The sequence below is a fragment of the Mesorhizobium robiniae genome (assembly GCF_040545535.1).
In the GTDB taxonomy this organism is placed as follows: Bacteria; Pseudomonadota; Alphaproteobacteria; order Rhizobiales; family Rhizobiaceae; genus Mesorhizobium; species Mesorhizobium robiniae.
This window is the reverse complement of sequence record NZ_JBEPMC010000007.1, coordinates 408,595-434,629: the sequence shown is the minus strand read 5'-3', so window position 1 is coordinate 434,629 and position 26,035 is coordinate 408,595. Positions and strand designations below refer to the sequence as shown.

Genomic DNA, 26,035 nt, shown 5'->3' with positions numbered 1-26,035 from the left:
CACGCTGCCCGCTTCATCCCCAGCCTCCATTCGCTGGCGATAAAACCGGACAACTCACGTGCTACCTAATCCGGACAACTCATGTGCTTACGACAGCGCCAAACCTGCCTCTTGGCGAAACGATCCGAAGCGGCTATGTGTCGGGCCGCGTGGTCCCGTAGCTCAGTAGGATAGAGCGGCAGATTCCTAATCTGTAGGTCACAGGTTCGATTCCTGTCGGGATCACCATGCATTTCAAGCACTTAGCGAACCACCACCGTACTTTTTTGCAAATTAGTACGGCGTTTTTCGCTGGTCAGTTAGCGGACCCGGACATGTATTCGCGTGATCGCATTGCCTGCCTGCGGGAACACCCACCACAGAAACCAACTGTCGCGCATAAGTCGGATTTGAGAAGGCCGCGCTCCTTCGCCGGAGAACAGTGAACATGGCAGGCCCGGAGGATCAGTGCTTTCTACACAAAATCAATACGTTAGCGGGCTGGTTCGTCAACCCATAGCTCTCGTATGGTCTGGCGAACCCGAAAACAATGACTCCGCTTGAATGTTAGCTTTGCGCCGCATGTCGGTCATTCCGATCTTGACCGCCTGTCAAAAGCAGACATCAGGACATGGCCCCCAGCGACGCCATCTGGATCGGCGCCATCCGGTTCTGGGCGTCTGGAAGGGGTGACGATAATCTGCGGACTTTTTTGAGCCGGAGCTGAGTGCATTGACGGAGCTACAGCGGAAGGGGCCGGTGCCGAAATATCGGTCCTACCAACGTCACGCCCGCGTAGGTCGAAGAGGCTCACAGCGTCGTCATACTAAGGTGTCGCACATGATTGGGCTTATCGAATCGTCCGCCTGCACCAATAGCGTCTGTAAGATTTCGCAAAGCTGTGAAGTTTTTGCGGCAAGTATCAGTTGGGGAGCATCTGACCCGCATTCGTGGCCGGCTCTGGAGGATATGAAGATACAAGCGAAAACCTCACTCCGTTCCATGAAATCCAACCAGAGACCTCGAAAGCCCGCGTTCGGCGCGCCGGCGAGCTGGGCCGTGGCAAGCGCCACTCCAGACAAGCGGATTGTTTCCGACAGGCTGGAAGGTAGCGAACAGAATTACGATGGCGGCGAAGTCAGCCGGATCCTGGAGAACCTCGCCGCAGAACTCGAACTCCTGCCTGTCCAGCTTCGGGCGGCGGCCCGCTTTGTCCTTGCACACCCTAAGGACGTCGCGCTCAAGACGATGCGTGAACAGGCCTCGCTGGCGGGTGTGTCGCATTCAACGATGGTTCGCTTCGCGGAGTGGCTGGGATTTGACGGTTACACTGAGCTCAAGACGATATTTGCCGCTTGGTTGCGCCAGAATGCCAAAGCGCCAGAGCAAATCAGCTACCCGTCCGAACCGGTATCCACCGATTGCGGAAATACGACCGATTGGCTCCGCCGGCAGGTTGCCCGCCTGGGCGCTCAGCCGAATATCGAGCGCAATGTCCGGGCCGCGGAAATTCTTGCTGGGGCCCAGCGCGTCATCTCCGTCGGAATTGGACCACAACAACTGGCCGTCGCCAGCCACTTCGTGGAAGTCCTTCGTTCTCTGGGACGCACCGCGTTTGTGTTCGACGCGGCACAGCCCCTGGTCGTTCATGCGCTGAAAGACGTCGGGCCCAGGGACGCCATCCTGGCAATCGGCATGGAGCCTTGCATCAAGCAGACACTCGCCGTCGCGCGATATGCGAAGCGGCGCGGCGTTCAGATCGTCGCCATCGTCGACCAGCGGCAATCGCCGATCGAGCAATATGCGCAAGCGGTCATCGTCATTGCGCAGGCGGAGAACCGGGTTCCGAGCTTGGCGCCGGTGATTGCGTCCGTGGAAATTCTTGCTGCCCTGATCGAGCAGTCTGTCTCGTCGGAGCCGAAATAGCGGGAACCAGCTAGGCCGCCAGCAAGACCAGACTGGATGTTGCCTTATAGCCGGGCAACAATCATCTCCACGGCGGCGATGGCTGGCACCATGCTTGGAAACGTCGATGGAATGGGAGCTTCGACCAGCACGATTTCGTCGGCGATCCGCGCCAGGGTGGATTCCTCATAATCGGTAACGGCGATCACTTTTGCGCCGCGGCTGGATGCCAGCGCTGCCAGCCGCACAGTCCGGAAATCTGCCGAATTCAACCCTACGGCGAGCAACGCCAGGCTTGGGCCGGCTTCCAGCAAATAGGGCAGGGGCAGTTCGTCCCCCACATTGATCGATTGGGCATTCAGGTCTCGCGCCGCCAGGGTCTGGGCCAAATGATCGGCTACGACCTTTTCCAAGCTGGAACCGACGCACCAGATTTCGCTTGCATCCTGCAAGAGAGCGGCGGCTGCCGAATGCTGCTCGGCACTTCTTTGGTCGCCCAATTGCGACAGGCTCGCCGCCACGTGGTTGGCCATCAATCTCGCACGATGTGCCGGCAGCTGGATCGGCGAAGCGGGCGCTCCGTTTTCCGGGAGATCGCGCAGATTGTCGGCATGGACCGCTCGCAAGGCTTCGTAGCCCTCTAGCCCGAGCCATTCAGCCAGCCGCATCATGGTCGAGTGGGAGACCCCTGCCGCACGCGCCTGATTGCGCATGGACAGCAACGCCACGTCGCGCGGGTGCTCAAGCACGTAAGATGCCGCGGTTTTCAATTGAGGAGGCAATTTATCGAATTGCAGAAGAAGAAGATCAGAAACGACGTTCACATTCATGGTTCTGTGCTTTCCGCCCCCACGCGACCGTATGAATTGCGGCGCGGGGCGGCAACAGCATATTGCAACTTAAGCGAGTTCTGATGGACGTGAAAAGAAATACAGCTTAGCCGGTTTAATAATAAGCGTCTGGAGTCAAAACGTCTTCCAGACGATGTCCCAGCCTAATATTAGTTGGCCGGCTCAATTTTATGTGCATTCACGTTTTTTTACAGCACGGAATATGTGGGCAAGGAGGTTCGCCTGCTCGCAAATGCTTCTACCGAGGCAGGTAAACGCGGTCTCCGGCGAACAGCAAACTCGGATCGGCGATGTGTTCGAGGTTGAGCGCCACCGTCGCCGAGATGCTCTTTTGATGGTTGATCGCGAGGCCAATCATACTGTCTTTGTTCTGGACGACGATAGCTTGGTAGCCTTGTTCCTCGAGTTCGGGGTTGAACCGGCCTGACATATCCTGTGCGCCCTCGGGATGGGCGACGAGATAGTCGGCACGCACCCATCCCTGAAGCTCATTGCCCTGGCTGTCGAAGGCACGCACCGGAGCCCATAGAGCGCCGCCGGCATCCGCTTTTCGAGGACCGGTTTCATGCACCAGGGCATCAGGCCACACGACGCCAAGTCGATCGGTATGCGCGTCCGGCGATTCGCGCAGGCTGAGGCCGATTTCCGACGTCACGGCAAATTGCTGCTCGGTCCTGTCCGGCTTCGTGTCTGGTTTCTCGGGAGGCGTGTCGTCGGGCTTGACCACACCGTCATTCGGGTCGGGAACGTTGGTCGCGGGCGGGTTGTCAGGCGCCCCAGGGTTCAGGCCATCCGGTCCTGCCAGTTCCGACGACTCGCCGTCGAGCGTGTCCCCCGCGAGTAGAAACATGCCGGCCCCGATGGTGACGCCCAGCGGCAGGCGGTTCACCATCGCCGAACGTATATCGGACTTTGCTGTCGCGGCGGTGCCGGTCTCCAATCCGAGGGCGTTCAACTGTTGAGGGTCGAGCTTGGCCAGTTGATCGGGCGTGATCTTCTGGCGCTGGGCAGAGGTGAATTGCCTTAGCTGAAGCGGTGAGAACGCGGCGATCTGGTCCGCGTTCATGCCGGCGATGCGCCCAGGCGGAATCGCCGCGACACGGCTGGGCCTGATCCCATTGAGCTGATCGGCGCTCAATGCCCGCAATTGCGTTGGTCGCAATGCCGCGATCTGGTCGTGGCTAAGGAACGCCATCTGGCCGGGCGTCAGGCCGCCCAGCTGTTCGGAGGTGAGCTGTGCGATGTGCCGTGGTTCGACGGCGAGGAGCTCGGCGCGCGACAGATTGCCGATCTCGTCGGCCGACCAGGACCGCACCGTCCTCGCAGGCGGCGCCTGCACCTCCGGTTGCACGAGCGAGCCCAGCCGGATGGGCTCGTGATCGCCCAGCGGGAAGAGGTTTAAATTGCCCTTGCGTTCGGCATAGCCGGCGAGAAACGCCTGCACGCCCGCCGCATCGTCGCGCCGCAGGAACGTGCCATCGACGATCTTGGACCCGGCGCCGTTTCGGAAATTCTCGATCATCTCCTTCTGATCGGGCCGCGCATGCTCGCCCAGATCGTCAAGGAAACGCTTCAGCGAGGCCTTGGCACCCTTGGGGATCATGAATGCCGTGCCATCCTGCGAGGCCGCGGCACGCCCAAGCCATTGCGGCGCGTAAAGACCATAGGTCTCACCGTCCGCACCTTGGAGTTCCATGGTCGTGTAGCGGTCCTTGGCAATCGAGCGCGGCTCGCTTCGCGCGTTGGCCTTGTATTGCGCCCTGCCTTCTACGCTGATCCCATAAAGGCCAAGCGGCAGCGTTCCAGGCGAAAAGGAGACGGTGTAGCGTGTTGCCGGCGTTCCATACTGGCCGTAGAGATTTTCATAGATATTGCCATCCGTCTGCATCGAGCGCGATTGCGGTGGACCTTTGGAATGAAGACCTTCGGGAAGATGCGAGTTGCGCCACTCGTTCGCCTTACCCTTGATTTCATAGCCCTTCGACGTGACGAACTTGTCCGGATTGAAGGACAGGAAGCCCGGCAGCCTGTTGCTGTCGTTGAAGATGACATCCACGAGCATGGCATCGGGATTGCTGATGCGCCTGACTTCGCCGGTCGGCAGCGTGATATAATCGTACGGCGTCTTGCCGGGCACGGCCGAGAGGCGCATGCCGCTCTCGATCGGGTTCTCCACGTAGGATATCGCGGTCGACGGATCGATCTGGCCGGATTCGACGAGCGCGCGGATGGTTGCGACGCCGTCGCCGCGGTTGAGCGCCTCGACCAGTTGCGCCGCCACCTGCGGGTCCTTGACCGCGAACTGGACCTTCAGATTGGTGGAACCGAGTGCCGCCTGGATCTGGTCGTAGGCTTCGCGGGAAACGACATCACCCGATTTCAGCGTGTCCTTCACCGGCGATTCCGGCCGCTTCTCGAAGCCGAAGCGCGGGAGCGCATCGATGGCGTCGACATGGCTCGCCAGCACGGGCAGGCGGAGGCCGGCCTTGAATTCGGTCATGACACGGTCGAACGGCAGCGTGTCCTCGATCCTGACATGGCCAGCCTTGTTGTCCGCCGGTACGCCGAAGAAGTCGCGCTGGTGTGGGTCGAGCGTTACCTCCTCGCCTTTCAGCGAAGGCGAATATTCCATCTCGATCACCGTCGCGGCACCGGACTCATCGGGTGTTTTCCCGACGACGGTGGCGAACGAGGGTCGAATGTCATAGCCGGAACTGTCGGTGAAAATGCCGTCCTTCACGATCTTGAACAGATCGCTGGCGCGCACCGGGAATGCCGTCTGGTTGGAAACCGGCCAGAGGCCCGCCTGCAGACCGGTGATATTGCGATACTCCCTCGCACGCACGGAAACGACGCCCTGCGAGCCGAGGGCATCCTTCAGCGGGGTCAGGCTCCTTTGGCTGATACTGTCGACTATCGACCATCCGATGGCGCCGAAGTCCGTTTTCGTGCCGACGCCGAAGCCGACCGAACCGATCGTGGGCGAGCCGATGCCCAGATAATCGCCGGTATTTAAGCGAACGCGGATTTGGACGCCCACGCGGAAGTCGGGCAGGATCTCGCGCAGCGATCGACGCGGCGGCTGGGGGCCATTTGGCCCGTAGCGTTCGGCCATTTCCAATGGGGAGTAATATTCCGACTCCCGCTGGTACCGAGTCTGAATCTGCTCGGGCGACAGCGGCTTGCCGTCGGGCGTTTTGTCGAGATAGGCCGATTGCGGCTCGTAGCCATCCTGCCTCAACGAGACGCTGCCGTCGGGACCGGTTTCAAGGTAGGTGGCCGGAAACGGCGTGCGATCCTTGCCGCTCGTATATTGATGCTGGCTCGTCGAGCCTTCCGGCACGACGATCGGGTCGCTCGCAACCGGCGTAATTTCGCCGTTGCCGTCCACGGCAAATATTGCCCGGCTCACATTCCCTTCGCCGTCGGCAATGAAAAGCCGCGGCCCGGACTGGCCGTCTACGGCCGCCTGCGTCACACGAGGCTCTCGCGGACCGGTATGGGAGGCACGATCGGTGGCTGCTGCCTGGGCGCTCGGACCCGCCGCATCCGCCGGCGTCCAATGCCGGTATATGTTGCCGATGATGCGCGCATCATTGAGCGCCTGCACCAGCTCCACGGAAGGTGGCGCGTCGAGGAAGACCCAGCGCGGCTCATAGCCCGGTACGCTGTTGCTGAGGGCGACATCCTTGTTGATCTGCTCCTGGATATCGCGGGTCAGCGGCACTTCCCTCATCTGCGGGGTGCCGCTGATGGTCGTCCAGAGGTTGTAGGTCTTGACCTCGATGGCCTCAGTGCCACGGACGGTATGGACCGGAGCATCGACATGCCGTCCGCCGGGGCGCGTGACGGGGAATGGCCCGTTCGGGTCGAGCGGCACGGGAAAGTGTTCCTGGCCCGCGGAGCCGTTGAGTTCCTGTACGTAAATTTCACCAGCCTGCCATTTGTCCGGCTGCCTCATGCCCCGGACCTGCTCGAGCGTGTGGGTGGTGGGCGGAGCGGGGCCGATTTCCTTGGGTTGATGGCCGGCGGGAAGCATCGGCCGGCTTTCGACGAGACCCAGCGGAATGGAGTTGCCGCCACCCCGCCATGGCAGGATGAGCGGTGCGCCCGTCGCGGGATCGCGCAGCAGCACATGCGTCTTGCCCGCCATGTCCTGAGGCCGGGGCACTTCGCCGTGCCGGGGCACGAAGATGGCGTCCGCACTCGCCGGCTGATCGCCGAGGACCACGGCATCCACCATCTGACCGTCTTCGGCGCGTACCCTGATGACGTCGGGGTTGCCGCGTCCGGCGATCGGGATGAGGTCCGGCGTCGATCTGCTCGTGCCCATCACGACAACCTGCTCAGGTCCGCCATTTTCGCCCGGAAGGATGACGGCATCGGGTTCGAGCATCGGCGTGTGCTGGCCGGTCGCCTCGGATGGATTGGCGGTGCCATGACCGGGCCGGTAGCCCGCGATGGTCCTCACCCCTGCCGCCGTACCCATCACGCCGGTACCGAGGCCCAGCACGCTGTTCGCCAGCTCAAGCCCGGACATGTCGCCGCCATGCATCGCAAGGTCGACACCCGACTGCACGACAAGCGGTGCGCCGACCGCCATGGCCGTCAGGTCCATTCCGTGGGCGGCCATGTTCAGCCCGCCTGCCGTGCGGGTGTAGTTGGCGACCTGCGTGGCATAGGGCGACGCATTGTAGGTGAATTCTCGCCCGGCAAGCGTGACGGAGCCGGACCTCATGGGCAGCGCGCCGATGCTGCCAGGCAACGCGCGACTGGCCGGGATGCCGGCGCGCACCATGCCGATGCTGCGCAGGGCGCTGCCGCCGACGGGCAGCGCCGTGGCCGCGATCATCCCCATATTCATCAGCGACTCGCGGTCGCCCCATTCGCCGCCATGGCTCAGATAGTCCGCCTGCTTGAAGGCCGTCCGGGTGCCGAGATACACGCCGCTGCCGATCGCGATAGGCGCGGCGACCGGCGCCAGCGGCGTGAAGGACAGGACGGTGGCAACGCCACCGACGATGCCGACGACCGGGTCGACGACCTTGTCCCAGGTCGAGACGTTGCGTGCCTGGACGACGTCCAGCGAGATCCTGCCGTCCTCGCCGGCGGTCATCTCGAGGTTCTTCGGGACGATCAGCTTGCCGTCTTCAGAAAACTGGCGATTGTTATCCTGGAAATCCTCGAGACTGTCGAACTTCTGGCCCGCGGCGTCGATATATCTCGTGCCGTCACCTGTCCTTACGGCATAGAGAGCCGTTTGATGCGAGGCGCTGCCTTGCTCGGAATAGAATATCGGCACGACACGAACCTCGGCGTTCTCGCCACCAGTCTCGTGAATCTCGTCGATGATCTTCTGCCGCGCATCGCGTCCGTCTTCAGTGCTCGGATCGATGCCGGCGGTCCGGTCGATGGTCTGGGACAACTCGGTATTGTCCAGGGCCTCGAATTCATTGTTGAACCCCGCGTTGAGCAGGTTCTGGTATCGCGCCTGGTAGATGCCATCGAGCGTGCCTTGCTCGTCATGTTCGAGATATCCCGCTTCCGTCGTGCCCGTCGTGTCCGTCAGCAACTCCGGATTTCTCAGGCGCATCTGGTTGTAGGCGATGCTGTTGTCCAGCATGCCCTTGGTTTGCGTGAGCTCGCTCCTTTGCGTCTCGGCGTCCGTCAGCCTTACGCCGGCCAGGGCCAGTTCCGGGTCCACCCAGCCGCGCAGCTGGCTCGTGGTTCCCTCATCGGACGGGATTTCAATATCGACGTAGACCGGCTTGTCGCTTTCGGTCAGCGCGGCCGGCCCCTGCGTCTGAACCTGTGCCGCGACGTCCGGTGCGACCTTGATGGTCTGTCCGCCGACCTGGATCGAAACGGGCGTTTCGCCGGAGGCCAGCGTGCCTTCCGGCGGCGCTACCGTGCCAGTTCCGTGGGTCTGCACCAGTTGGTTGTAATCGGTCCGGAGGCCGGGAAGCTGCTTGTCGATCGCCGCGAGGTTTTCGGTGACCCCGCTGTGGATCAACTGGTTGAGTTCGAGCGCGGCACTTTCGACGCCGCCCTTCGCAGCCGACAGGGGAGAGGCTACGCAAGCATTGCCGTCACTTGACGGACCAGCCAACTCCATCCATTCCTGATTGAGCGGCCGACCGCGCATCTCGTCGGTGTAGTTGGTGTCATTCGGGTTCACCGCCAGCGCCACTTCGAGCACGTGGCCGTCCTCGCCGCTGAAGACGTCGTTCTCGTAGCGATTGCGCAGCATCAGCTTGCCGTCCTTGACGACGACCTGACTGTCGAGCAGCTTGCCGGTGTATTCTCCGTTGCCGTTCTGATAGCCCTCCGGGTCGAACTGATACGGCACTCTCTGCCGGTAATCGGCCACAGCGCGGGACTGGAAGTCCTGAAGCTCCACACCCAAGTCCGCATCGGTCTGAAGCGCGCCGAAGTAATTGTTATAAGCCTCGCTCAGCCGGAATTGCTGTGCCGCGCCGATGGACTGGAGTGCAAGGTCGGGAGCCACCCAGCGCCATTCGGTGCCGGTCGTCCCGTCCGGCCGCGCCACGTCGACCTGGACGCGTATCGGCTTGTCGCCATTGGACAGCGCCGTGATGTCGCCCGAGTTGTTGTACGCTTCAGCGACTTCGGGAGCGACTTGCAGCTTCTGCCCGCCGATCTCGATCTCGACCGGCTGGGCGCCTTTAGCCAGCGTGCCAGGCGGCGCGTCGATGGCTCCCGTCATGCTGACGTTGAAATCGGTTATCGCCTTGTCGCCGGCCTTGGTTTGCAGGTCGACATCGGAGAAGAGCTTGTTGATGTCGGCTCTCGCCTGTTTTCCCTTGGCGACTTCGGCGTCGTAGTCGTAGTTGGAACCGGCCGCCGTGGCCACCGGCGTCGTGCCGTCGGGATAGAACGGCATCGCCGCCTGCTGGTTGATCGCCTGGTCGAGCGAGGTCACCGCCTGGTCGTAATGTCCGCGTGCGTCGCTGGCCTGGCTATATGCGTCGTGCGCCAGGGTCTGCGCTTGCTGCGCGTCCGCCAGCGTGCCGGGCGCCGTCGACGGTTTCCACTGCAGGTTATGGGGCGCCAGGGCCTCGTTCACCTGCGATCTCAGGTCTCTCATCGCGCCATTGAACTCGGGCGTCTCGGCGTAGACCTGCAGATCGGACTCGCTGGCGGTGATGAGCGAGTTCGTTTCGATGACCCTGGAGTTCGCCGCTGCTTCAGCTGCGGCCGCCCTGGCAACTTCAGGATGCACCCATGTCCAGGCGCCGTTGATGTTGATAGGCACCCATTTGTTGGCCGTTCCGCCGTTCGTGGCGATAGGCGTCTGCGTCGCGCCCGGCTGCGCGATGCCGGGCGGCGGCTGGGTGCCGATCAGCTCGCCGGGCGATCCTGCTGGCGGCTCGCCGATCGGGTCGATGACCTGGCCTTGCGGATTGAGCGTGGGTTGTGCCGGCCTTCCGGTGCCATATTTGCCCTCCGCGTCGACGCGGGCCTGGGTCGCGTCCTTTGCCTGCTGCTCAAGGTCGGGCAGGCGAGCCTGGGCCAGTTGGCTTTCGGCAAAGGCCTTCTGCGCCTGTCCCTGTCTGGCGATCTCGGGATCGGCGCTGTTGGGCGTCGCCTCCATCAGCATGGTCGCGAAGGAGTCCTGCACGGACCCCGCCTTTATCGTCTGCTGATCGCCGTTGCTGGTGTTGGTCAGCGTCTTGTTGCCGTCCGGCGCTGTCGTCAGCTGATAGCCGTTGAAAGTGACGGTGGTTGTCGTCTCCTCGGATCCGTTCGCGCCTTTCGTCTTGACGATCTCGGTCCTGCGCCCGTCCCCGTCGATGGTGATGTCGGTCGTCGTATTCGACCTGGGATCGACCTCGTGCGTCGTCTGGGCGCCGGTCCCGGCGTTTGTTTCGGTATGCGTCCTCACGCCGTTGCCGTCGACGGAATCGCTGGTGCTGTTGCCATTCGGCTTGGTGACGGTGACGTTGGTCGAACCGTGGTCGTAGTCGTGCGTATAGGTCGTCGTCTGTCCGCCCTGCGGTTCGGCCACCTCGACGACATGTCCAACGCTGGTTCGCGTATCGGTCACCGTCAGACCGGCGGCCCGCATGCCAGCCACGACCTGATCGGAGCTGATGCCGCGCGTCGCGGCAATCTCGTCGATGGACCGCCCTTCGGCCAATTCCTTCTGGATGGAAGGAATTGTCTGGTCGCCGCCGACGGCGAGCATCTTGTCCGACGCCACCGGACCAATGAAGTCCTGCAGCTCAGGCGGGCGCACCAGGGGCGAAGCCACGTCCGGCCTGCCGGGAGCAGCCTGCCAGGGCGCGAGTTCCACCTTCTTGCCGTCGGGGCCGGTCACCAAGGCGTGGGACGTTCCGTCTTCGGCGACGGTGGTTTCGACCCGAGTTCCATTGGCAAGGCTCGTCTCGGTCTGCGTATCACCGGTACCGAGATCATCCACGCGCGTCGTGGTGTTTGTCCCTGTCTGGAAGTCATGCGTCTGTTCCACCTTCCAGCCCGATTCATCCCGGACCGGATTGGAAACGGGCGCCCTCTGCGGATTCTTTTGCACGGTCGTGTAATAGGTTCCGTGCTGGAAATCGTAGTATTCGGTTACCGTGCGGCCTTGCGCGTCCTGAATGACGGTCGTGCGCACGTCGCCATTGTCGCTGGTCGGCTGCGTCACGACCGGATGGTTGCCTCCAGCCAGTGTCGAGACCACCGCTTCGCGGGTCATGCCTCGTTCCTGGGCGACCTGTTCGGTGCTTTTACCGGCGGCCAGATCGTTGAAAATCCCCTCCGAAAGACCCGGCTGCTGCAACAATGACGAAAACGCCGGCTGCGGAGCGAGTGGACCGTTTTGCAGCAGGAGCGGCGGGGTCTTCGGCTCGAGCGGCGGTTGGGGTTGCGGCGGGGGCACGGGAGGCGTCGGGTTGGTTAATCCGAGCTTTGCCAGATCGTCGGGTGAACCGTAGTATCTTCCGGCGCGATATGTCACGCGGCCAGCGGCGTCGACGATTTCCACCATCTCCTAGCCTCTCCGAATTCCATTCCCGCTGATGGAGTTCTGCGAACCGGCAAGACCCCATATTTCTGCGAACGGATGTTTTCCTGCTGCACAATAGGGGCGCGTCTTCGGCTCGCAAAATCCAGTTGGTTCATGAAGGTCGAAGGGAAGCGGATGTTTCACACCAGCCCGAGCCGGCGCAGATGCGGCACGACAACCGGATAGGTATCAGGACGTATGTAATCGCCGGCTCTCGAGCCCTTGAACAGCGCGTCAAGCAGTGCGCGATCCTCGACGACCGGTATGCCAAGACGCCTCGCCTCGGCCGCGATTGTCGTTCCGCCCTTGCCGGCCCCTTTGGCCGTAACGACGGGGATCGGCGTTTCGCCGCCGACATAGCGCACACCCACGGCCCGGTCGCCCACAACCGCGATCAGGGACGAGTCCTTCATCCCGAGCTTCCTTTTCGGCGCGGTCAGCGTTTCGCGCCGCAAGCGCTGGAATTCGCGCTGTATCATCGGATCGCCTTCGACATCCTTGTGCTCGCGCCTGAACTCCGTCGTGGACATGCGCATCTCGCGCTTGAACAGCTGACGCTGAATCGGAAGGTCGGCAAGGCCGATGACGATGAAGGCGATGGCCGCCGCAAATCCAAGCGGCGTGACGATGCCGAGGATGACCGGAATGAGACAGGTTTCGCCGCAGCCCGGAGCCTCGACGATCGACCTGAGCCACGCCAGCAGGATGAAGACGAAAAGGATAGACAACAGCAGCAGCTTCACCAGCCCCTTGGTGAATTCGACAACGTTGCGCATCGAGAAGATTCGCTGCAATCCGTTGACGGGGTTGATGTTCTCGAATTTCGGCGTGATCGGCTCGCCGGAGAATACCGGCCCGCCCATTGCGATCGCAGCCGTAAGCACGGTCACGACCACGACGATGATCGCGAGCGGCAGCAGCGTCAGCAGGACCGCCCAGCCGAACTCCTCACTGACGCGTGCGATTCCCGCTTCGAATGGCTGAGTCGTCGCCTCTACGACAAGATCGAGCAGACTGTCTACACGGGCGGCTATACCGGGCCACGCAACATTGAGATAGGCAAGCGCGGCAAGCAGCGCGACCGCCGAAACGAGATCATGACCTTGCCAGGTCTGGCCTTTCTGGCGCGCGTCCCTGAGCTTCTTCTCGGAAGCAGGAAGGCGTTTTTCCTCGGATTCCTCGGACACTATCGCTTCCCGTCAAGCTCGCCCTTCGCCGGTTGCAGAGGCGGTTCAATTGCCAGTGTCGGATTGGTCCTGATTGTTCGCGCCGCCCAGTGAGCCTGCTTCCTCGCCGTACAGGTAGCGCTTGGCCGCCCGCACGCCCGGCGCCGCGCTCGACGGTCCCATCCGGCGACCGTCGAGGATGTCGCGTTGGCTTTCGACCATGCGCTGCAGATTGTAGGCGTTCGCACAACCCGGCGGCAGATGCGGCCCGAGTTGCGGTGTAATCGTCTGCGACGTGCTGGCAAGCGAGGGGTCCGTATCGGCAGGCTCGCCGAGGCAGGCATCGGGAGCGAGCACCGACCCGTCGGCGCCTTTCGCGGAACCCTTGCCGGTCGATACATAGCTGTAGCCAGGCGAATAATCCGGCTCCGGCTTGGTCTGGCAGCCGACGACACCGAGGCCGAGCAGGACGATCAGGCACAAGGAAGGTCTGGTCACGATCATCTCCCTCACTTCACGATCATCCCGGTGTTGCGTGCCTTGCGGAGCTTGCGCTTCTGCGCCGGCCTGTCGATCGGCGTTGCCAGATCGTGAGTTGTCACCGGCTCCACCAGATAGGGCGTGATCAGCACCACCAGCTCCGTCTCCTCCTTGCGGAAACGCTCAGACCGGAAGAGAGCGCCGAGCACCGGGATGTCTCCGGCAACCGGCATCTTGTCCAGGTCGCGGGAGAAGGTTTGCTGGAACAACCCGGCAATGGCGAAGGTTTGCCCGCTTGCGACTTCGACGGTCGTGTCGACCCGGCGCACCACAAAACTCGGCAGATTGAAGCCGCCGACGGAAACCGAGGTGCCGGAAACCGAAGGCGTGCTGACCTCCGGCTTGACATGCAGACCGATACGGTTGTTCCCGATGATCGTCGGCGTAAAATTCAGTGACACGCCGAAGGGCTTGTACTCGGCGGTGACCGTGTCCTCGCTCTGCGGGATCGGAATGGGTATCTCGCCGCCAGCAAGAAAGCTCGCCGTCTGCCCCGTCACCGCAGTCAGATTGGGCTCGGCCAGTATCTTCAGCACGCCGTTCTTTTTCAGCGCATCGATCACAACCTCGAAATTGAAGCCGGTAGCCTGGGAAATACCGGCCTCGAAGTTACCTCCAGCACTGTCTGGGAACGCATTGTTCTGAAGCATGCCGAATTCGAAGCCGCCCGACTTGTAGCCGACGTTCCAGTCGATGCCGTAGGATTGCAATTCGCTTCGCGAAACCTCCGCGAAGCGGACGCGGATGTTGACCTGTTGTGAACCTTTGACCGTGGTGTCGTTCAGCGGCTCCTGGTCCGGCGGCGAGAAGGTGCGGGCGACATTGTCGACATTGACGGCCTCACTCATGTCGGCCGCTTGTCCCGTGGCCACGATGCGCGTGCCGAAGATCGCCAGATCCGTTGTCGTCGTGCCGTTGAGCGCCTGGTTCGCCTCATTCGGCGGAGCCGCATCCATCGTCACGCGCAGCAGCGCGCTCGCTTCGACCTTCTTGTCGCCGGTGACGGCGATGAGGTTGGTGATGCCCGGCTTCAAGCCGTAAACATAGACGACGTCGCCAGCAACAACTTGCAGGTCGGCGATCGTGGTGTCTGCAATCAGCACGGACTCGACCGGTACGTTGAAACGCAGCAAGTACCCGTGCCCGACCGCCACATTGACCACCGATTTGCCCGTGAGGCCTTCCGAGCTCTGCTGGGCCAAGGAAGCCTGAACCGCAAACAACCATGCCGCCAGGACTGTCAGCACCACGGAAAACTGAGGCCTTCGGCAGTCAATTGCCGGGTACGCGTCTATCATATTTCGAACGTCCCTCATCCATCCCCTCGGCGGATTGTGCTTGGCCGGACCGACCCCCGATCACGGCATATTCGCGTTCTTAGCCGGCCTCCGCCGTTGCCGGCAGCGGTCGCGATCCTCGAAAATTGCCGGCAGCCTCCTGCGTCCCACCGAACATCGCCAGCGGCTGCACGTTGAATTCCGGCGCGAGTTCCTGATAGGACAGGACAGGAAGGAGAATGCCGTTATGCACCAGCAGGCTGCGCACGTGACGGCGAACGTCCCCGGATGTGAGCACAACTGGTAGCGCGCCGTCTTCGGTCCGGGCTTGCGCCTTCTGAAGCTGGGCCACTAGCGTCTGGATCTGATTGCCCGTCGGATTGAAATGCGTGCCGGAGGGCGACGACTGGATGGAGTTCCTGATCGCGTCCTCGGCAGGCCTCTGGAGCACGTAAGCGGGAATGACATTATCCTGGTTCGCGACCCGAAAGCTGATCTGGCGCCTCAATGCTATCCGCACGTGCTCGGTCAGTAACACGACATCCCCTTCGCGCTGACCTGACTCGACGAGCGCCTCGAGGATGAGACGGACGTTGCGCACCGGCACATTCTCGGACACCAGCCGGCGTAGCACGTCGGCGATCTTCTGCAGAGGCAAGGTTTCCTGCGCCTGGCGGACCAGATCGCCATATTCCGACTCCGCCTCGGACAGGAGATTTCGGGTTTCCTGTATGCCCACGAAGTGGCTGGCATACTGGCGCAGGGCATGGGCGAGCCAGCGGCCGATGATGTCGAGAGGCGGCAGGACCGCGATGTTGGCGCGTGTCAGGCTGGCGGCATCCGCCGCATCGACCCACAGGGACTTCTTGCCGCCGGCAACGCCCGGCCCCTCATCCACATGTACGTCAGCAAGATCGACATGCTCAGAAGCTTCGTCGACGAAAAACTTTCCGGTGGGGATTTCCGCTTCTAGGATCGGCGCTCCTTCCAAGTCGAAGCGGACGCGGCGGGCCGGAATCGCATCGTCCACGATGCGCTCGGCTGCCGGGATTCCGATGCCCAGATCGGTGAACATTTCACGTCTGACGGCACTGATCCGCCGCTCCAGTTCGGCATCGGGCACGTCGGTAGCGAGGCCTGAGCCCAATCGTATTGCCAGCGGCGAGGACGACAGCAAGGCGATTGCAGGCCCCTCCGGCTTCTGCTCGTCCCGCTGTAGTGCGACCGGCGGCTTGCTGCCCGCATCGCCGATCCGCTGAAGCGGGCCGTCGGATGGCTCGCTGCCATTGCGGGCGAGATAGGCCGCAGCCGCGCAGGAGAGCGCAAGTCCCGCGAAGATGATGATCGGAAATCCCGGCACGAAGCCGAGCACGAACATGATGATGGCGGCAAGACCGAGAGCCCGTGAGTTGCTGGTCAGCTGCGACAAGACCTGGCTGCCAAGGCCGCCGCCTTCACTCTGGTCGCTGGAAACCCGCGTCACCATCACGCCTGCGGAGACTGCGACGAGCAGAGCCGGGATCTGCGCCACCAGCCCATCACCCACCGACAGCAGCGTATAGGTGCTGGCTGCCTCGGCGGCGCTCATTCCGTGCTGCATCATGCCGACGGTGAAGCCGCCGACGAGATTGATCAGAATGATAATGATGCCTGCCATGACATCGCCCTTGACGAATTTCATGGCGCCGTCCATCGCGCCATAGAGTTGGCTCTCGCGCTCGAGTTGCTGGCGCAGGTAATGTGCCTGGGCGCGGTCTATGTCGCCGTTGCGCAGCTCGGCATCAATGCTCATCTGCTTGCCGGGCAGCGCGTCGAGGGTGAAGCGCGCAGCCACCTCGGCGACACGCTCGGAACCTTTGGCGATGACGACGAACTGAGCGATCGTGATGATCAGGAACACGATCAGGCCGACCGCGATTGAACCGCCGACAACAAATTCGCCGAATGTCGTGACGATATCGCCGGCATCGGCCTGCAGCAGGATAAGCCGGGTCGTGGTTATGGTGATCGCCAGTCTGAAAAGCGTCGCGATCAGAATCACCGACGGCATCGCCGAAAATTGCAGCGGGCTCTCCACGTAAAGCGCCACGATCAGGATAAGCATGCTGAAAGCGATGTTCGTCGTGATCAGTATGTCGACCAGAAAGGTCGGCAGCGGGATGAGCATCATCGCCACTGCGACGAGCATCAGCACCGCGATCGCCAGGTCACCGCGCCCGGACACCTTGACGAGAAAAGGCAGCAAACGCTCAAGCATGGCCGTTCCGCATCTGGTTGTCGAGGAACCACCGGAAGGATTGCCGCGCCTCGCCGGGGCGGCCGGCAGCCAGCAAGGCGCGGCTTTTCAAAAGCGTCAGCCCGGGATGATCCGGGCCGTCGATCGTTTCCAGCTTTCCGATCGTGGCCAGCGCCTTTTCCGGCTCCCCGTCGAGAATGAGCAGATGCGCGAGCGTGCGCAGCACCCCCGCGTCCTCAGGCGCCAATTGCGCGGCAATAAACAGGTATGCGGCGCCACGCTTGGCCTGACCGTGGCAGCCGTAGAGGTATCCCAGCATATGCATCAACTGCACGGTGTCGCGTACGCCACTCAGAAGTCGGTCCCTCCATGCAATTTCTTGAGTATTTCGAGATGTCGGTCGAGCTCGTCGCGCATCAGCGCTTCCGCCATCGATCGTAACTGCGCGCCGCCACCGAGACGCGGAAGCAAGTCGGTGATGCAATCCTCGAGGATCGATGTCGCGCGCCGCAGGATCGCCGGATCGGGAACGCGCGGGCGCACATATTGCACCAGCACTTCATTGATCGATGCTCCGGAAGGGCCAGCCTCGAACAGAAAAGCCGCGTTCTCGAGGCCCTGAGTTTCCCACGCTTCGCTGGCCTGGTCCGTCTTCTGCTCGATCGCGCTGAGGCGTCGTCGTTCGACCTGCTGACTGCGAACGGCTCCCGTTCGCGCATGCGGCGAAACCGCATCCACCTTGGAGGCGTCAGGTCGTGAACCTTCGATGCGGCGACTCATGGATACTTCAAGGAAATGGTAGCTCCATCCTTACCCAAAATCAGGGCTTCGTCGCCGATCTTGGTGATCGACCAGCCGTTTTCAATGAACGCGCCTTCATGGTAGCGGGCACCGTCGGCCGTGATGATGTAGGGCCGGTTGCCAAACCAGATGGCCTGAAGAGTCAATCGCGGGGCGGCGTCAGTTCCGGCCACCATGACAGCCGATGCCAGCATGAGCTTTGTGCCATGCGTCCGGTCGAACCACGCCCGCACATCCGCCCATGCCTGGCTCTTGTCTTTCGGCACGGTCCCAGAGACGCTAATGCGACCATCGCCAGCCTGTATATCGAGCGGGCCGATGCCGGCCTCCTCGATTTTGCGCGTCAAATCTTGCGCCGCTACGGAGATGGACGCGTCGGAACCGGCGGCAACGGCTTCAGCGCCTGTTGACGGAATCGCCGCGGTCAGGATTTTCGGGGTATCCTTGGCGCCGGCCATGGAAAACTGGTTGGCCACCACGGAAAGAATAAAGACGCCGACCAGGCCAAGCAGGCCCAAGCCCCAACCGTGCGGGAGAAAGGAACGTTCAGTGTCTTGCCGCTGACGTGCGATCCTTACGGTCGCGTCACCGATGCTGGCATTGAGCGGCAACCGACACTTCTGGCCGTGCCCGCGCGGTATCACACCGCGTTCGAGCACGACATCGCCGCCGAAGGCTTCGATTTCGACTGAAGAGCCGCTGAGGCGCAGCCGCGCATGACTTGGCACCACACCTTCATCTCGAAGCACGATATCGGATTCGATACTCGATCCGATCGAATGGAACTCGCCGTCGAGCGCAAGCTGCGCGCCGGCGTGAAGTCCATCCGTCACCTCGAGCAGGACAACGGCAGTTGCCGCCGCGGGCACATGCGCCCGCGCGGTGCTCAATTCATTGCGCGCTTTGAGGCCTGGTTCGCCGCCCATCCTCGCCTCCTAAGCAGATGCACAAGCCGCTTCGAGAGGATGCGCGACAGCCGTCGCGCATCCGGATCGTCTGCGCCGCTCGATCTTTCGGCGGCGCCGACTTGCCATGATGATCGTTAGGACTTCTGGGCGGCGCTGCCCATATCCTTGGACGTGCCCATCTGGAAATCATGTTCCATCTTGTGGACGTCCTTCTTCACCTCAAGCGCGAACATGCGTTCCTGCTGGGCAATCATCTTGTCGAGCATCGCTTCGGGGTTGCTACTGCCTACGGACGGGACCGTCGTCATGATTGAACTCCTCGCTGGGATTTAAGTCATCGGGTGCAGATCGCCGATGCTGTTTTCGACGCCTACATGCAGACCTTACGGAAGAGTTTCCGCGAGACGAAATCCATTTGGTTTGCGAGGGCATGCCGGGATGGCACCTGCGCTACCGGCCATCGCCGGGACTGCAATTCGCGCAGGCAAGGCTCTCGAGCAGTCTGTCCGCGTCGCGCAGGAACGACATTTCCTTACCCATATAGCTAACGAGAAAGGCGGCGTAGATGACGAGCAGCAGGCTGAAGACCAGCGTCTTGACCACCAGCGACATGGCGAAAACATTCATATGGGGCGCGGCTTTCGCCACGAAGCCGAGCAGCACGTCCGACAGCAGCAGACCGACGACGATCGGAAAGCTCAGGACGAGCGCCATGCTGAGCACACGCGTCAGCAGGTCGAGGAGAATGTTCGCCGATTCGGCGGTGAACACCGGCAACAGACTCTCGATCGGCCACAGTCTGTAGCTGTCGAATACCGTCGTCAGCATGAATTGCAATCCGCCGGCCGCGAGGAACAGCGCGATCAACGTGATAGCGAAGAGAGTGCCCGTGGCACTCGTCTCATGGGTCATCATCGGGTCGATCAGCGAGCCCATGGTGGAGCCGCGCTGGAGATCGACAATGTCACCGGCCGCCTCTGCCGCCCAGAACGGCACGCCGAGCACCAGGCCAAGCACTACGCCTATAAGCATCTCCTTCACGCCGAGGATGACGAATGTGGCCACATTGAAATCGACGCCCCGCAGCGCTTCCGTCAACGCCGGATAGAGAGGGACCGCGAACGCGATGGCAACGCCGTTGCGCAGCAGGCCAGTGAGCCGCAGGCGGGAAAACAGCGGCACGATGATGATAAAGCCCATTATGCGTGCGATGGAGAACCCCGCCGCCAGAATGTAGAACTCGGCCTCCTTTAGCCAGCTCAGATCCAATCCCATCGCGTTAGCGCCCCGAATCCGAAAATCGTATCGGGAAGCGTCGCGCGAATTTCGGATTCGAATAAGGCAATACCAAACCTATGATTCTAGCGCGTCGCGGTTGGGAATTCGTCGAAAACGGCGGTCGCCTGTTCCACGATTTGATGCGCCATGAACGGCCCGGTGACCAGGATGACCACCAGCACGACGACGAGCTTGATGGTCTGCGGCAGCGATTGGTCCTGGATCTGGGTCAGCGCCTGGATCAGGCCGATCAGCAGGCCGGTGACCAGCGAGACGACGATCGCCGGCGCCGACATCAGCAGCACGATCATGAACGCTTCCTGGACCCTTGCGAGTATTATGTCGCTGTTCATGCCTTCGCTCCTTTTTCCGGGGCGTCAGGCATAGCTGAGGATCAGGCCGTGCATGAGCCGTGACCAACCGTCGATGGCAACGAACAGAAGCAGCTTCAACGGAATGGAAATCAGCACCGGGGAGACCATGATCATGCCGAGCGTCATCAGGACGTTGGCCACGACGATGTCGATGATCAGGAACGGCAGATACAACAAAAACCCGATTTCGAAGGCGCGGGTCAGTTCCGATGCGACGAAGGCCGGGATGAGGATGGCGAGATCGTCGTCGCGCACATCCTTGCGCGCTTCCTCCGGCCAAAGCCTGCCTGTGCCCTCGAGGAAGAACTTGCGCTCGTTCGGCTCGGTGAAACGTATGAGATGCGCCTTCAGCGGTTCCCTGACCAGTCCCGCTGCAGTTCTGACGTCCTCGACGGTTTCGAACTTCGTCTGGCCCTCGAGCCGATTCGACATCTCGCTCAGAAGCGGCGTTGTGATGTAGCTCGTCAGCACAAGTGCGATGCCGTAGAGCACCAGGTTCGGCGGCATCTGCTGCACGCCCAGCGCATTCCTGATCAGGAAGAGCACGACGGAGATTTTCAGGAATCCTGTCATCGTCACCACGGCAAGCGGCACCAGGCCAACGGTGCCGATGGCGATCAACAGGACGAGAAGGCTGGGCGCCCCTTCAACCATTTGCGAAGATGCGCGTGATGCGGATGCCGATGCCTTCGCCGATCTGGACCAGTTCACCTTGTCCAATACGCTTGCCGCCCGAAATGATGCTGATGCCTTCCGCCTCTGCGCCGGATAGCGAAATAGCTGCGCCGGGGCCGAGTTTCCTGACCTCCTCGACGGAGAGCGTCGCGCGGCCGACTTCGAAGACGAGCGTCACCGGCAGGTCGCTGACGTCGAGGTCTTCGGGCTGCTCGCCGATGGATCGCCTCTGATCCGAACTCATCATCCACTCCCATCTTGAACCTTCGAGCCTTCGCAGTCGGTCGCGCAAACGCACGCCGGACCCTGCAAATTCGACCGGCGCAGCCAAACCGCCGCCTAATTCGACCATTGCCGACACCGACTCTCCGAGAGTGTCGTCGACCACCACGACATCGCCGGGGACGAGGTCTTCCAATTCCGCCAGCGTGATCCGAACCGCGCCGCGGCAAATACGGAGCGACAAAAGCGGATCGATCGCTTGCGGAGCCAAACCCTGCGCGGCAGCATCCAGAATCCGGGCGAGATCCAGCGCGAGGTCCTCATCGTCGAAATGCAGGAGACCCATCGGGGCGCCGTCATCGTGATGCAGCGTCAACCGAAATCGCGCCGCGTCCGCCGTCGGGCCCGGCTCGAACCTGATGGCCTTCAGTTCCACGGAACGATTCAAGGTATATTCGAAATCGCTGAGTTCCTGCGCAACCAGCGCTTCGACGAGCAGCGCGACATGTGCAGGGTCGAGCCGGTCAAGATCGGCCACGAGGTTCTGGCGGGCAAGCATGCCCACCAGAAGATTTCGGGTGACATGCAGCGAGGCCTTGACGTTGCCGAGTGCGATCGTAATGGACGCCTCCCAAGCTGGTGCCTCGTCCAGGCGCCAATCGACGGTGGCCGCTGTAGCGATGCCGCCCGCCTCAAACCGGACCGCCGGCCGGCAGCGATAGAATGCGTTCAGCGCAGCCAAGTCCTGCGAGGAAATCTTGTCGAGTACCGATGGCTTCCATTCGGATGCCGCCCGCGACGACCTCGTATGCTGATGACGCTCGGTCTTTCGGACACTTGCGTGCGCATCCGCTGGGAAAGATGGCGCGGATTTCAACATGGCGTCGCCGGGCATCCTGCGGGCTTATAGTCCTCCTCCGCGACCAGTTCGGTGAGCGCGGCTTCGCGGATCGCGCCGCGCGCCGACATCTCTGCGGCAAGAGCGTCGATCTTGTCGCGGGCCAGCCGGGCGTGACGTAGCCTGTTCGTCGCTTCCATAAGCTCGATCCAACGCGCATGAGCGCGCCGTTCCGCCGCATGCTTGGCCTCTGCCAGCCCGGCCATCTCGAATTGCGCAGCAAGATAGCTGTTTTCGAGGTCTTGCATGCTGGCGGCGCTCAGCCTCTGTCCGAGCATCGCGTTCATTGCCATGCGTTCGGCCGCGGCTGTGCGCTTCCGATGGTCGTCGATGGCGCCGACAGCCTCCGCAACGTCATGCTCGGCTTCCTTGTGCGCCGCATGGCTTCGGCTGGCTCGCTCCTCGGCACGCCGTAGCCGCGCTTCTCGTATCGAGCGGGCAGCTGCAAGAAACCTGGCATCGTTCATGACAGAGCAATCTCGCGCATGAGCCGCTGTGTCTCCGAAAGCTGCGCGCTCGATGTCGATCCCTGCCGCAGAAACGCGTTAATCCGGTCATTCTTGGCGATCGCCTCGTCCGTTGCCGCATCGCTGCCGCGCTCATACTCGCCGACCCGCAGCAGCAATTCGACCTCGGCATAGCGCGACATCATTTCCCGAATACGCCCCGCATGATCTCGGTGCTCCTGCATCACCACCGTGTCCATCAGGCGGCTCCGGCTGCGCAGCACGTCGATCGCCGGAAAATGATTGCGCTGGGCGAGTTCTGCCGACAGGAAGACATGGCCGTCCAGCAGCGCCTGAATCTCTTCCGCCACCGGGTCCATCGTCCCGTCGCCCTCCATCAGCACGCTGTAGAGGCCCGTGATCGAGCCGGTGCGTCCTGGTCCCGCCCGCTCCAGCAGGCGGGGCAAGGCGGCAAAGAGCGAAGACGGATAGCCGCGCCGTGTCGGCGGTTCACCGGAGGCCAGGCCGATCTCGCGCTGGGCACGGGCAAAACGCGTGATGTTGTCCATGGCAAGAAGGACGTGTTTGCCTTGGTCGCGGAAATATTCCGCGATGGCGGTCGCCGCATGGGCCGCCTTGACGCGTTCGATTGCCGGCCGGTCCGATGTCGCGGCGACGATCACCGACCGCGCAAGGCCTTCCGTGCCCATCTGGCGTTCGACGAATTCGCGCACTTCCCGTCCACGTTCGCCGACCAGCGCGATCACCACAACGTCAGCCTCGGTGCCGCGGACAATGTCGGCGAGCAACATCGACTTGCCGACGCCCGGTGCCCCGAACAGGCCGACGCGCTGTCCGCGTGCGCAAGTCAGGAGTCCGTCTAGCGCACGAATGCCGAGCGTCATCGGCTCCGAGATCAAGCTGCGCTGCATCGAGGGGGGAGGATCGGCAATGACGGGATAGAAGCCGGCGATGCCGGCTTCATCGAGCGGCGCGCCGTCAAGAGGCTCGCCTAACGCGCTGACGACCCGGCCGAGCAGGGCCGGACCTATGCGGATTTGCTGACTTTTGAAAGTAGGAATGACCTCGGTGAGACTCGACAGGCCGGCGATGTCGCCGAGCGGCAGCAGGATCGCCATCTCGTCGAGCAGTCCAATCACTTCCGCCTTGAGCCGCCTCTTGGTCTTCGGATCGACCAGATCGCAAATCTCTCCTATCCGCGCTTCTTCAAGGGCTGCGTGAATTATGGCGCCGGTGACCTGGCGCACTCTGCCCGTGCGCCGCCGCACCGCGTCATGGCGCAGGCCGCTGCGCAGGTTGGGAACGATGTCGGCCAGCCGGCTGTCGATCCCGCTCATGCGCCCATCTCCCGACGATCTCGGATGGCTTCCGCGATCGCTACGATTTGGACACCGATAGTGGCATCCACCACGGCGATGTCGGTTGCCACGACGCAGCCATCGCGTTGCAGATCGGCATCGGCGATGACTTCGATGGTGCCTTGGAAGGTCGATTCGGCACGGACAGCCTCGAGCTCGTCCCGCACGGCATCGACCGCCTGCGGGTGCACCGTCACCTCGATGTAACGGCCGCGGCGCATCTCCAAGATCGTCTGCCTGGCTGCCTTTGCCACAAGATCGCCGGCGTCGAACTCGCCAAGCACGCGCGCGATGACATCGCTCGCCAGGCCGATGACGTCGTTCTCGATCGAGCCGAAATAGCGGTCCACCTTCGCGGCGACATCGGCCAGGAGACGAGCGGCATCGGCTGCCCCCTCCGCCTTGCCGTGCTGGTAGCCCTGGGCAAAGCTGTCGCCATAGGCGCTGCGGGCCGCATCCTGCAGCTCTGCCGCTCGGCGTTTCGCGGCGTCGAGAAAGGCAAACCCGTCTTGCCAGGCTTGCGCCTCGACCGCTTTCAGGATTCGCTTGCCGGGCCGCTTCGGCAGGTCGATACCTGCTCTCATTGGGCCGGCCCTCGCTGGAGAGCCTCGCTGGCGCGGCGCACGATCGCGGCGCCGCTCGCCATCGGCTCTGCGTCGAGGTCAATGCCGACGGGAACCTTGACCTTCAGCCATGCCGATAGTGGCTCCGGCACAGCACGATACCATGCGGCGATACAGCGCCAACCATCATCGCGCATGCGCACCGTGAGAGTTTCCAAAGGCTCCAGCGGGCGGGGCGGAACCGCAATATCCCGGTTGGCCAGGGCAAAGTCGAACAATTCCTCGCCGATCTGGCGATGGATGGCGCTCACGACCTCCTTGCCAATGGTGCCGGCGAGCGACGCGGACCAGCAGATTGCGCCCGCATGCATCGCCATGTCCTCAATGTCGCCCTTTGGCGCCAGGGCGATACGGCGGTCTTCGCCCTCCAGGTCGCCGGCGAGCGGCGCGAGCCTGAATTGCGAGGCAAGCAAGGCGGAGAGGCGCCGGGCCAGCCGCGGTGTGTCCAGCATGAGCTGGCAGCTTGGCACCGCGATTGCGTCACCGAAGCATGCCGCGAGCCTGCTGGCATCGACATAGATCGCGGGATTCGTGACGAAAACGTTCCAATGCGGATCCGAGGCCGTTGGCATCATCGCCTTCATGCCGCCGAACGTTGGGCTGCCGAATGCTTGGCCTCCGAATACCTGGCCTCCGAATGTCTGGCCGGAAGCGTCGTCTGGTTCAGCGCATAGACCCGTCGCCTGCCTCGGTTCAGCAATTGGTTGACCAGCAGGGCGCTAAGGACAAGGACAGCGGCGCCGAGGCCATAAACGATCCACATCGTCGCCGTCAGGCTGTCGGGATGCACTTGTAAGCCGAAGAACGACGCGAGAGGTGGTGCGGTTGCCGGCCGCTCCGGAGGCGCGGCAACGGGGATCAGAACCACGGAGACATTGTCATAGGCGAGGCCGGCGACACCGTTGGCCACGAGCATCTTCACTTGCGGGATGAGGTTTTCCATCGACGTCGCCGCTTGATGGCGGATGAAGACCGAAGCGGAGGACGGTACGAGTTTCTGGCGGAGCGGATCGTTTTCGGGCAGGACCAGATGCACCCTTGCCGTCAGGACTCCATCGATGTCGGAGATCGTGCGAGACAGTTCCTGGCTGAGGCCAAAGATCATCGCCGCCCGTTCCTCAACCGGCGAAGAGACCAGACCGTCGCGCTTGAATACGTCGCCGAGGGTGGCGAACTCCTGCTTGGGCAAGCCGTGATCGTTGAGGAGCGCCATGGCTTCGGCAAAATTACCCTCGCCCACGGTCACCTTCATCTTGCCGTCCTTCTCCGGCGTGCGCTCGGCGGAGATGCCGTTGCGCACCAGAGTGGCGACGATCTCGTTCGCCTGTTGCTGACTGAGCCCCGTGTAGAGCTCGACCGAGCAAGCCTGCAAAAACAGCAAGGTGCTCAGCACGCCAACGACGATCGCCAGGCGACGTGAACGGTGCGACAACTGCTCCCCCATTGCTT

At 62.4% G+C, this 26,035-nt stretch carries 20 protein-coding genes and 1 tRNA gene; 2 read left to right on the top strand and 19 right to left on the bottom strand.

Going from position 1 to position 26,035, the window contains the following annotated elements:
• The first annotated feature begins 151 nt into the window (after positions 1-151).
• Positions 152-228, top strand: a tRNA-Arg gene (locus ABID19_RS21680).
• Between the two features lie 591 nt (positions 229-819).
• Positions 820-1,905, top strand: a complete 1,086-nt coding sequence (locus ABID19_RS21675; protein WP_354492999.1) for a MurR/RpiR family transcriptional regulator — start codon at positions 820-822, stop codon at positions 1,903-1,905.
• Between the two features lie 44 nt (positions 1,906-1,949).
• On the opposite strand, the gene ABID19_RS21670 is transcribed toward ABID19_RS21675, so the two are convergent.
• The 19 genes from ABID19_RS21670 to sctJ all read right to left on the bottom strand — a co-directional run bounded on the left by ABID19_RS21670 (position 1,950) and on the right by sctJ (position 26,018).
• Complete coding sequence (locus tag ABID19_RS21670) at positions 1,950-2,714, bottom strand: MurR/RpiR family transcriptional regulator (RefSeq protein ID WP_354492998.1); 765 nt, start codon at positions 2,712-2,714, stop codon at positions 1,950-1,952.
• Between the two features lie 259 nt (positions 2,715-2,973).
• A complete protein-coding gene (locus ABID19_RS21665; RefSeq protein ID WP_354492997.1) occupies positions 2,974-11,745 on the bottom strand; it encodes a hypothetical protein in 8,772 nt (2,923 codons plus the stop codon).
• Positions 11,746-11,903: 158 nt separating this feature from the next.
• Positions 11,904-12,950 carry an EscU/YscU/HrcU family type III secretion system export apparatus switch protein gene (locus ABID19_RS21660; RefSeq protein ID WP_354492996.1) on the bottom strand — a complete coding sequence of 349 codons (1,047 nt, stop codon included), beginning with the start codon at positions 12,948-12,950 and terminating at the stop codon, positions 11,904-11,906.
• 45 nt (positions 12,951-12,995) lie between these two features.
• Positions 12,996-13,433 (bottom strand): hypothetical protein, encoded by a 438-nt coding sequence (locus tag ABID19_RS21655; RefSeq protein ID WP_354493022.1) that lies wholly within the window; start codon positions 13,431-13,433, stop codon positions 12,996-12,998.
• A 5-nt stretch (positions 13,434-13,438) separates the two neighbouring features.
• Positions 13,439-14,671 (bottom strand): type II and III secretion system protein family protein, encoded by a 1,233-nt coding sequence (locus ABID19_RS21650; RefSeq protein WP_354492995.1) that lies wholly within the window; start codon positions 14,669-14,671, stop codon positions 13,439-13,441.
• Positions 14,672-14,846: 175 nt separating this feature from the next.
• Positions 14,847-17,003 carry a type III secretion system export apparatus subunit SctV gene (sctV, locus tag ABID19_RS21645; RefSeq protein ID WP_354492994.1) on the bottom strand — a complete coding sequence of 719 codons (2,157 nt, stop codon included), beginning with the start codon at positions 17,001-17,003 and terminating at the stop codon, positions 14,847-14,849.
• Positions 16,996-17,307 carry a tetratricopeptide repeat protein gene (locus ABID19_RS21640; RefSeq protein ID WP_354493021.1) on the bottom strand — a complete coding sequence of 104 codons (312 nt, stop codon included), beginning with the start codon at positions 17,305-17,307 and terminating at the stop codon, positions 16,996-16,998. The genes sctV and ABID19_RS21640 overlap by 8 nt, the downstream gene beginning before the upstream one ends.
• Before the next feature lie 26 nt (positions 17,308-17,333).
• Positions 17,334-17,762, bottom strand: a complete 429-nt coding sequence (locus ABID19_RS21635) for a hypothetical protein (RefSeq protein WP_354492993.1) — start codon at positions 17,760-17,762, stop codon at positions 17,334-17,336.
• Positions 17,759-18,709 (bottom strand): SctD/MshK family protein, encoded by a 951-nt coding sequence (locus ABID19_RS21630; protein ID WP_354492992.1) that lies wholly within the window; start codon positions 18,707-18,709, stop codon positions 17,759-17,761. Before ABID19_RS21630 ends, ABID19_RS21635 begins: the two co-directional genes overlap by 4 nt.
• 116 nt (positions 18,710-18,825) lie before the next feature.
• Entirely contained in the window at positions 18,826-18,999 is a 174-nt protein-coding gene (locus ABID19_RS21625) for a hypothetical protein (protein ID WP_354492991.1), read from the bottom strand.
• Between the two features lie 142 nt (positions 19,000-19,141).
• Positions 19,142-19,966, bottom strand: a complete 825-nt coding sequence (gene sctT, locus ABID19_RS21620; protein WP_354492990.1) for a type III secretion system export apparatus subunit SctT — start codon at positions 19,964-19,966, stop codon at positions 19,142-19,144.
• 86 nt (positions 19,967-20,052) lie between these two features.
• The gene (locus ABID19_RS21615) at positions 20,053-20,322 is read right to left on the bottom strand and encodes an EscS/YscS/HrcS family type III secretion system export apparatus protein (protein ID WP_354492989.1); all 270 of its coding nucleotides are present in this window, start codon (positions 20,320-20,322) and stop codon (positions 20,053-20,055) included.
• 24 nt (positions 20,323-20,346) lie between these two features.
• The gene (gene sctR, locus ABID19_RS21610) at positions 20,347-20,997 is read right to left on the bottom strand and encodes a type III secretion system export apparatus subunit SctR (protein ID WP_354492988.1); all 651 of its coding nucleotides are present in this window, start codon (positions 20,995-20,997) and stop codon (positions 20,347-20,349) included.
• Complete coding sequence (gene sctQ, locus ABID19_RS21605; RefSeq protein WP_354492987.1) at positions 20,990-22,120, bottom strand: type III secretion system cytoplasmic ring protein SctQ; 1,131 nt, start codon at positions 22,118-22,120, stop codon at positions 20,990-20,992. Before sctQ ends, sctR begins: the two co-directional genes overlap by 8 nt.
• Positions 22,114-22,605 (bottom strand): hypothetical protein, encoded by a 492-nt coding sequence (locus ABID19_RS21600; protein ID WP_354492986.1) that lies wholly within the window; start codon positions 22,603-22,605, stop codon positions 22,114-22,116. The genes sctQ and ABID19_RS21600 overlap by 7 nt, the downstream gene beginning before the upstream one ends.
• Positions 22,602-23,942 (bottom strand): FliI/YscN family ATPase, encoded by a 1,341-nt coding sequence (locus tag ABID19_RS21595; RefSeq protein WP_354492985.1) that lies wholly within the window; start codon positions 23,940-23,942, stop codon positions 22,602-22,604. Before ABID19_RS21595 ends, ABID19_RS21600 begins: the two co-directional genes overlap by 4 nt.
• Positions 23,939-24,547, bottom strand: coding sequence for a type III secretion system stator protein SctL (sctL, locus tag ABID19_RS21590; protein WP_354492984.1), 609 nt, complete (start codon positions 24,545-24,547; stop codon positions 23,939-23,941). Before sctL ends, ABID19_RS21595 begins: the two co-directional genes overlap by 4 nt.
• Entirely contained in the window at positions 24,544-25,170 is a 627-nt protein-coding gene (locus tag ABID19_RS21585; RefSeq protein ID WP_354492983.1) for a SctK family type III secretion system sorting platform protein, read from the bottom strand. The genes sctL and ABID19_RS21585 overlap by 4 nt, the downstream gene beginning before the upstream one ends.
• Positions 25,167-26,018 (bottom strand): type III secretion system inner membrane ring lipoprotein SctJ, encoded by an 852-nt coding sequence (gene sctJ, locus ABID19_RS21580; protein WP_354492982.1) that lies wholly within the window; start codon positions 26,016-26,018, stop codon positions 25,167-25,169. Before sctJ ends, ABID19_RS21585 begins: the two co-directional genes overlap by 4 nt.
• Positions 26,019-26,035: the final 17 nt, after the last annotated feature.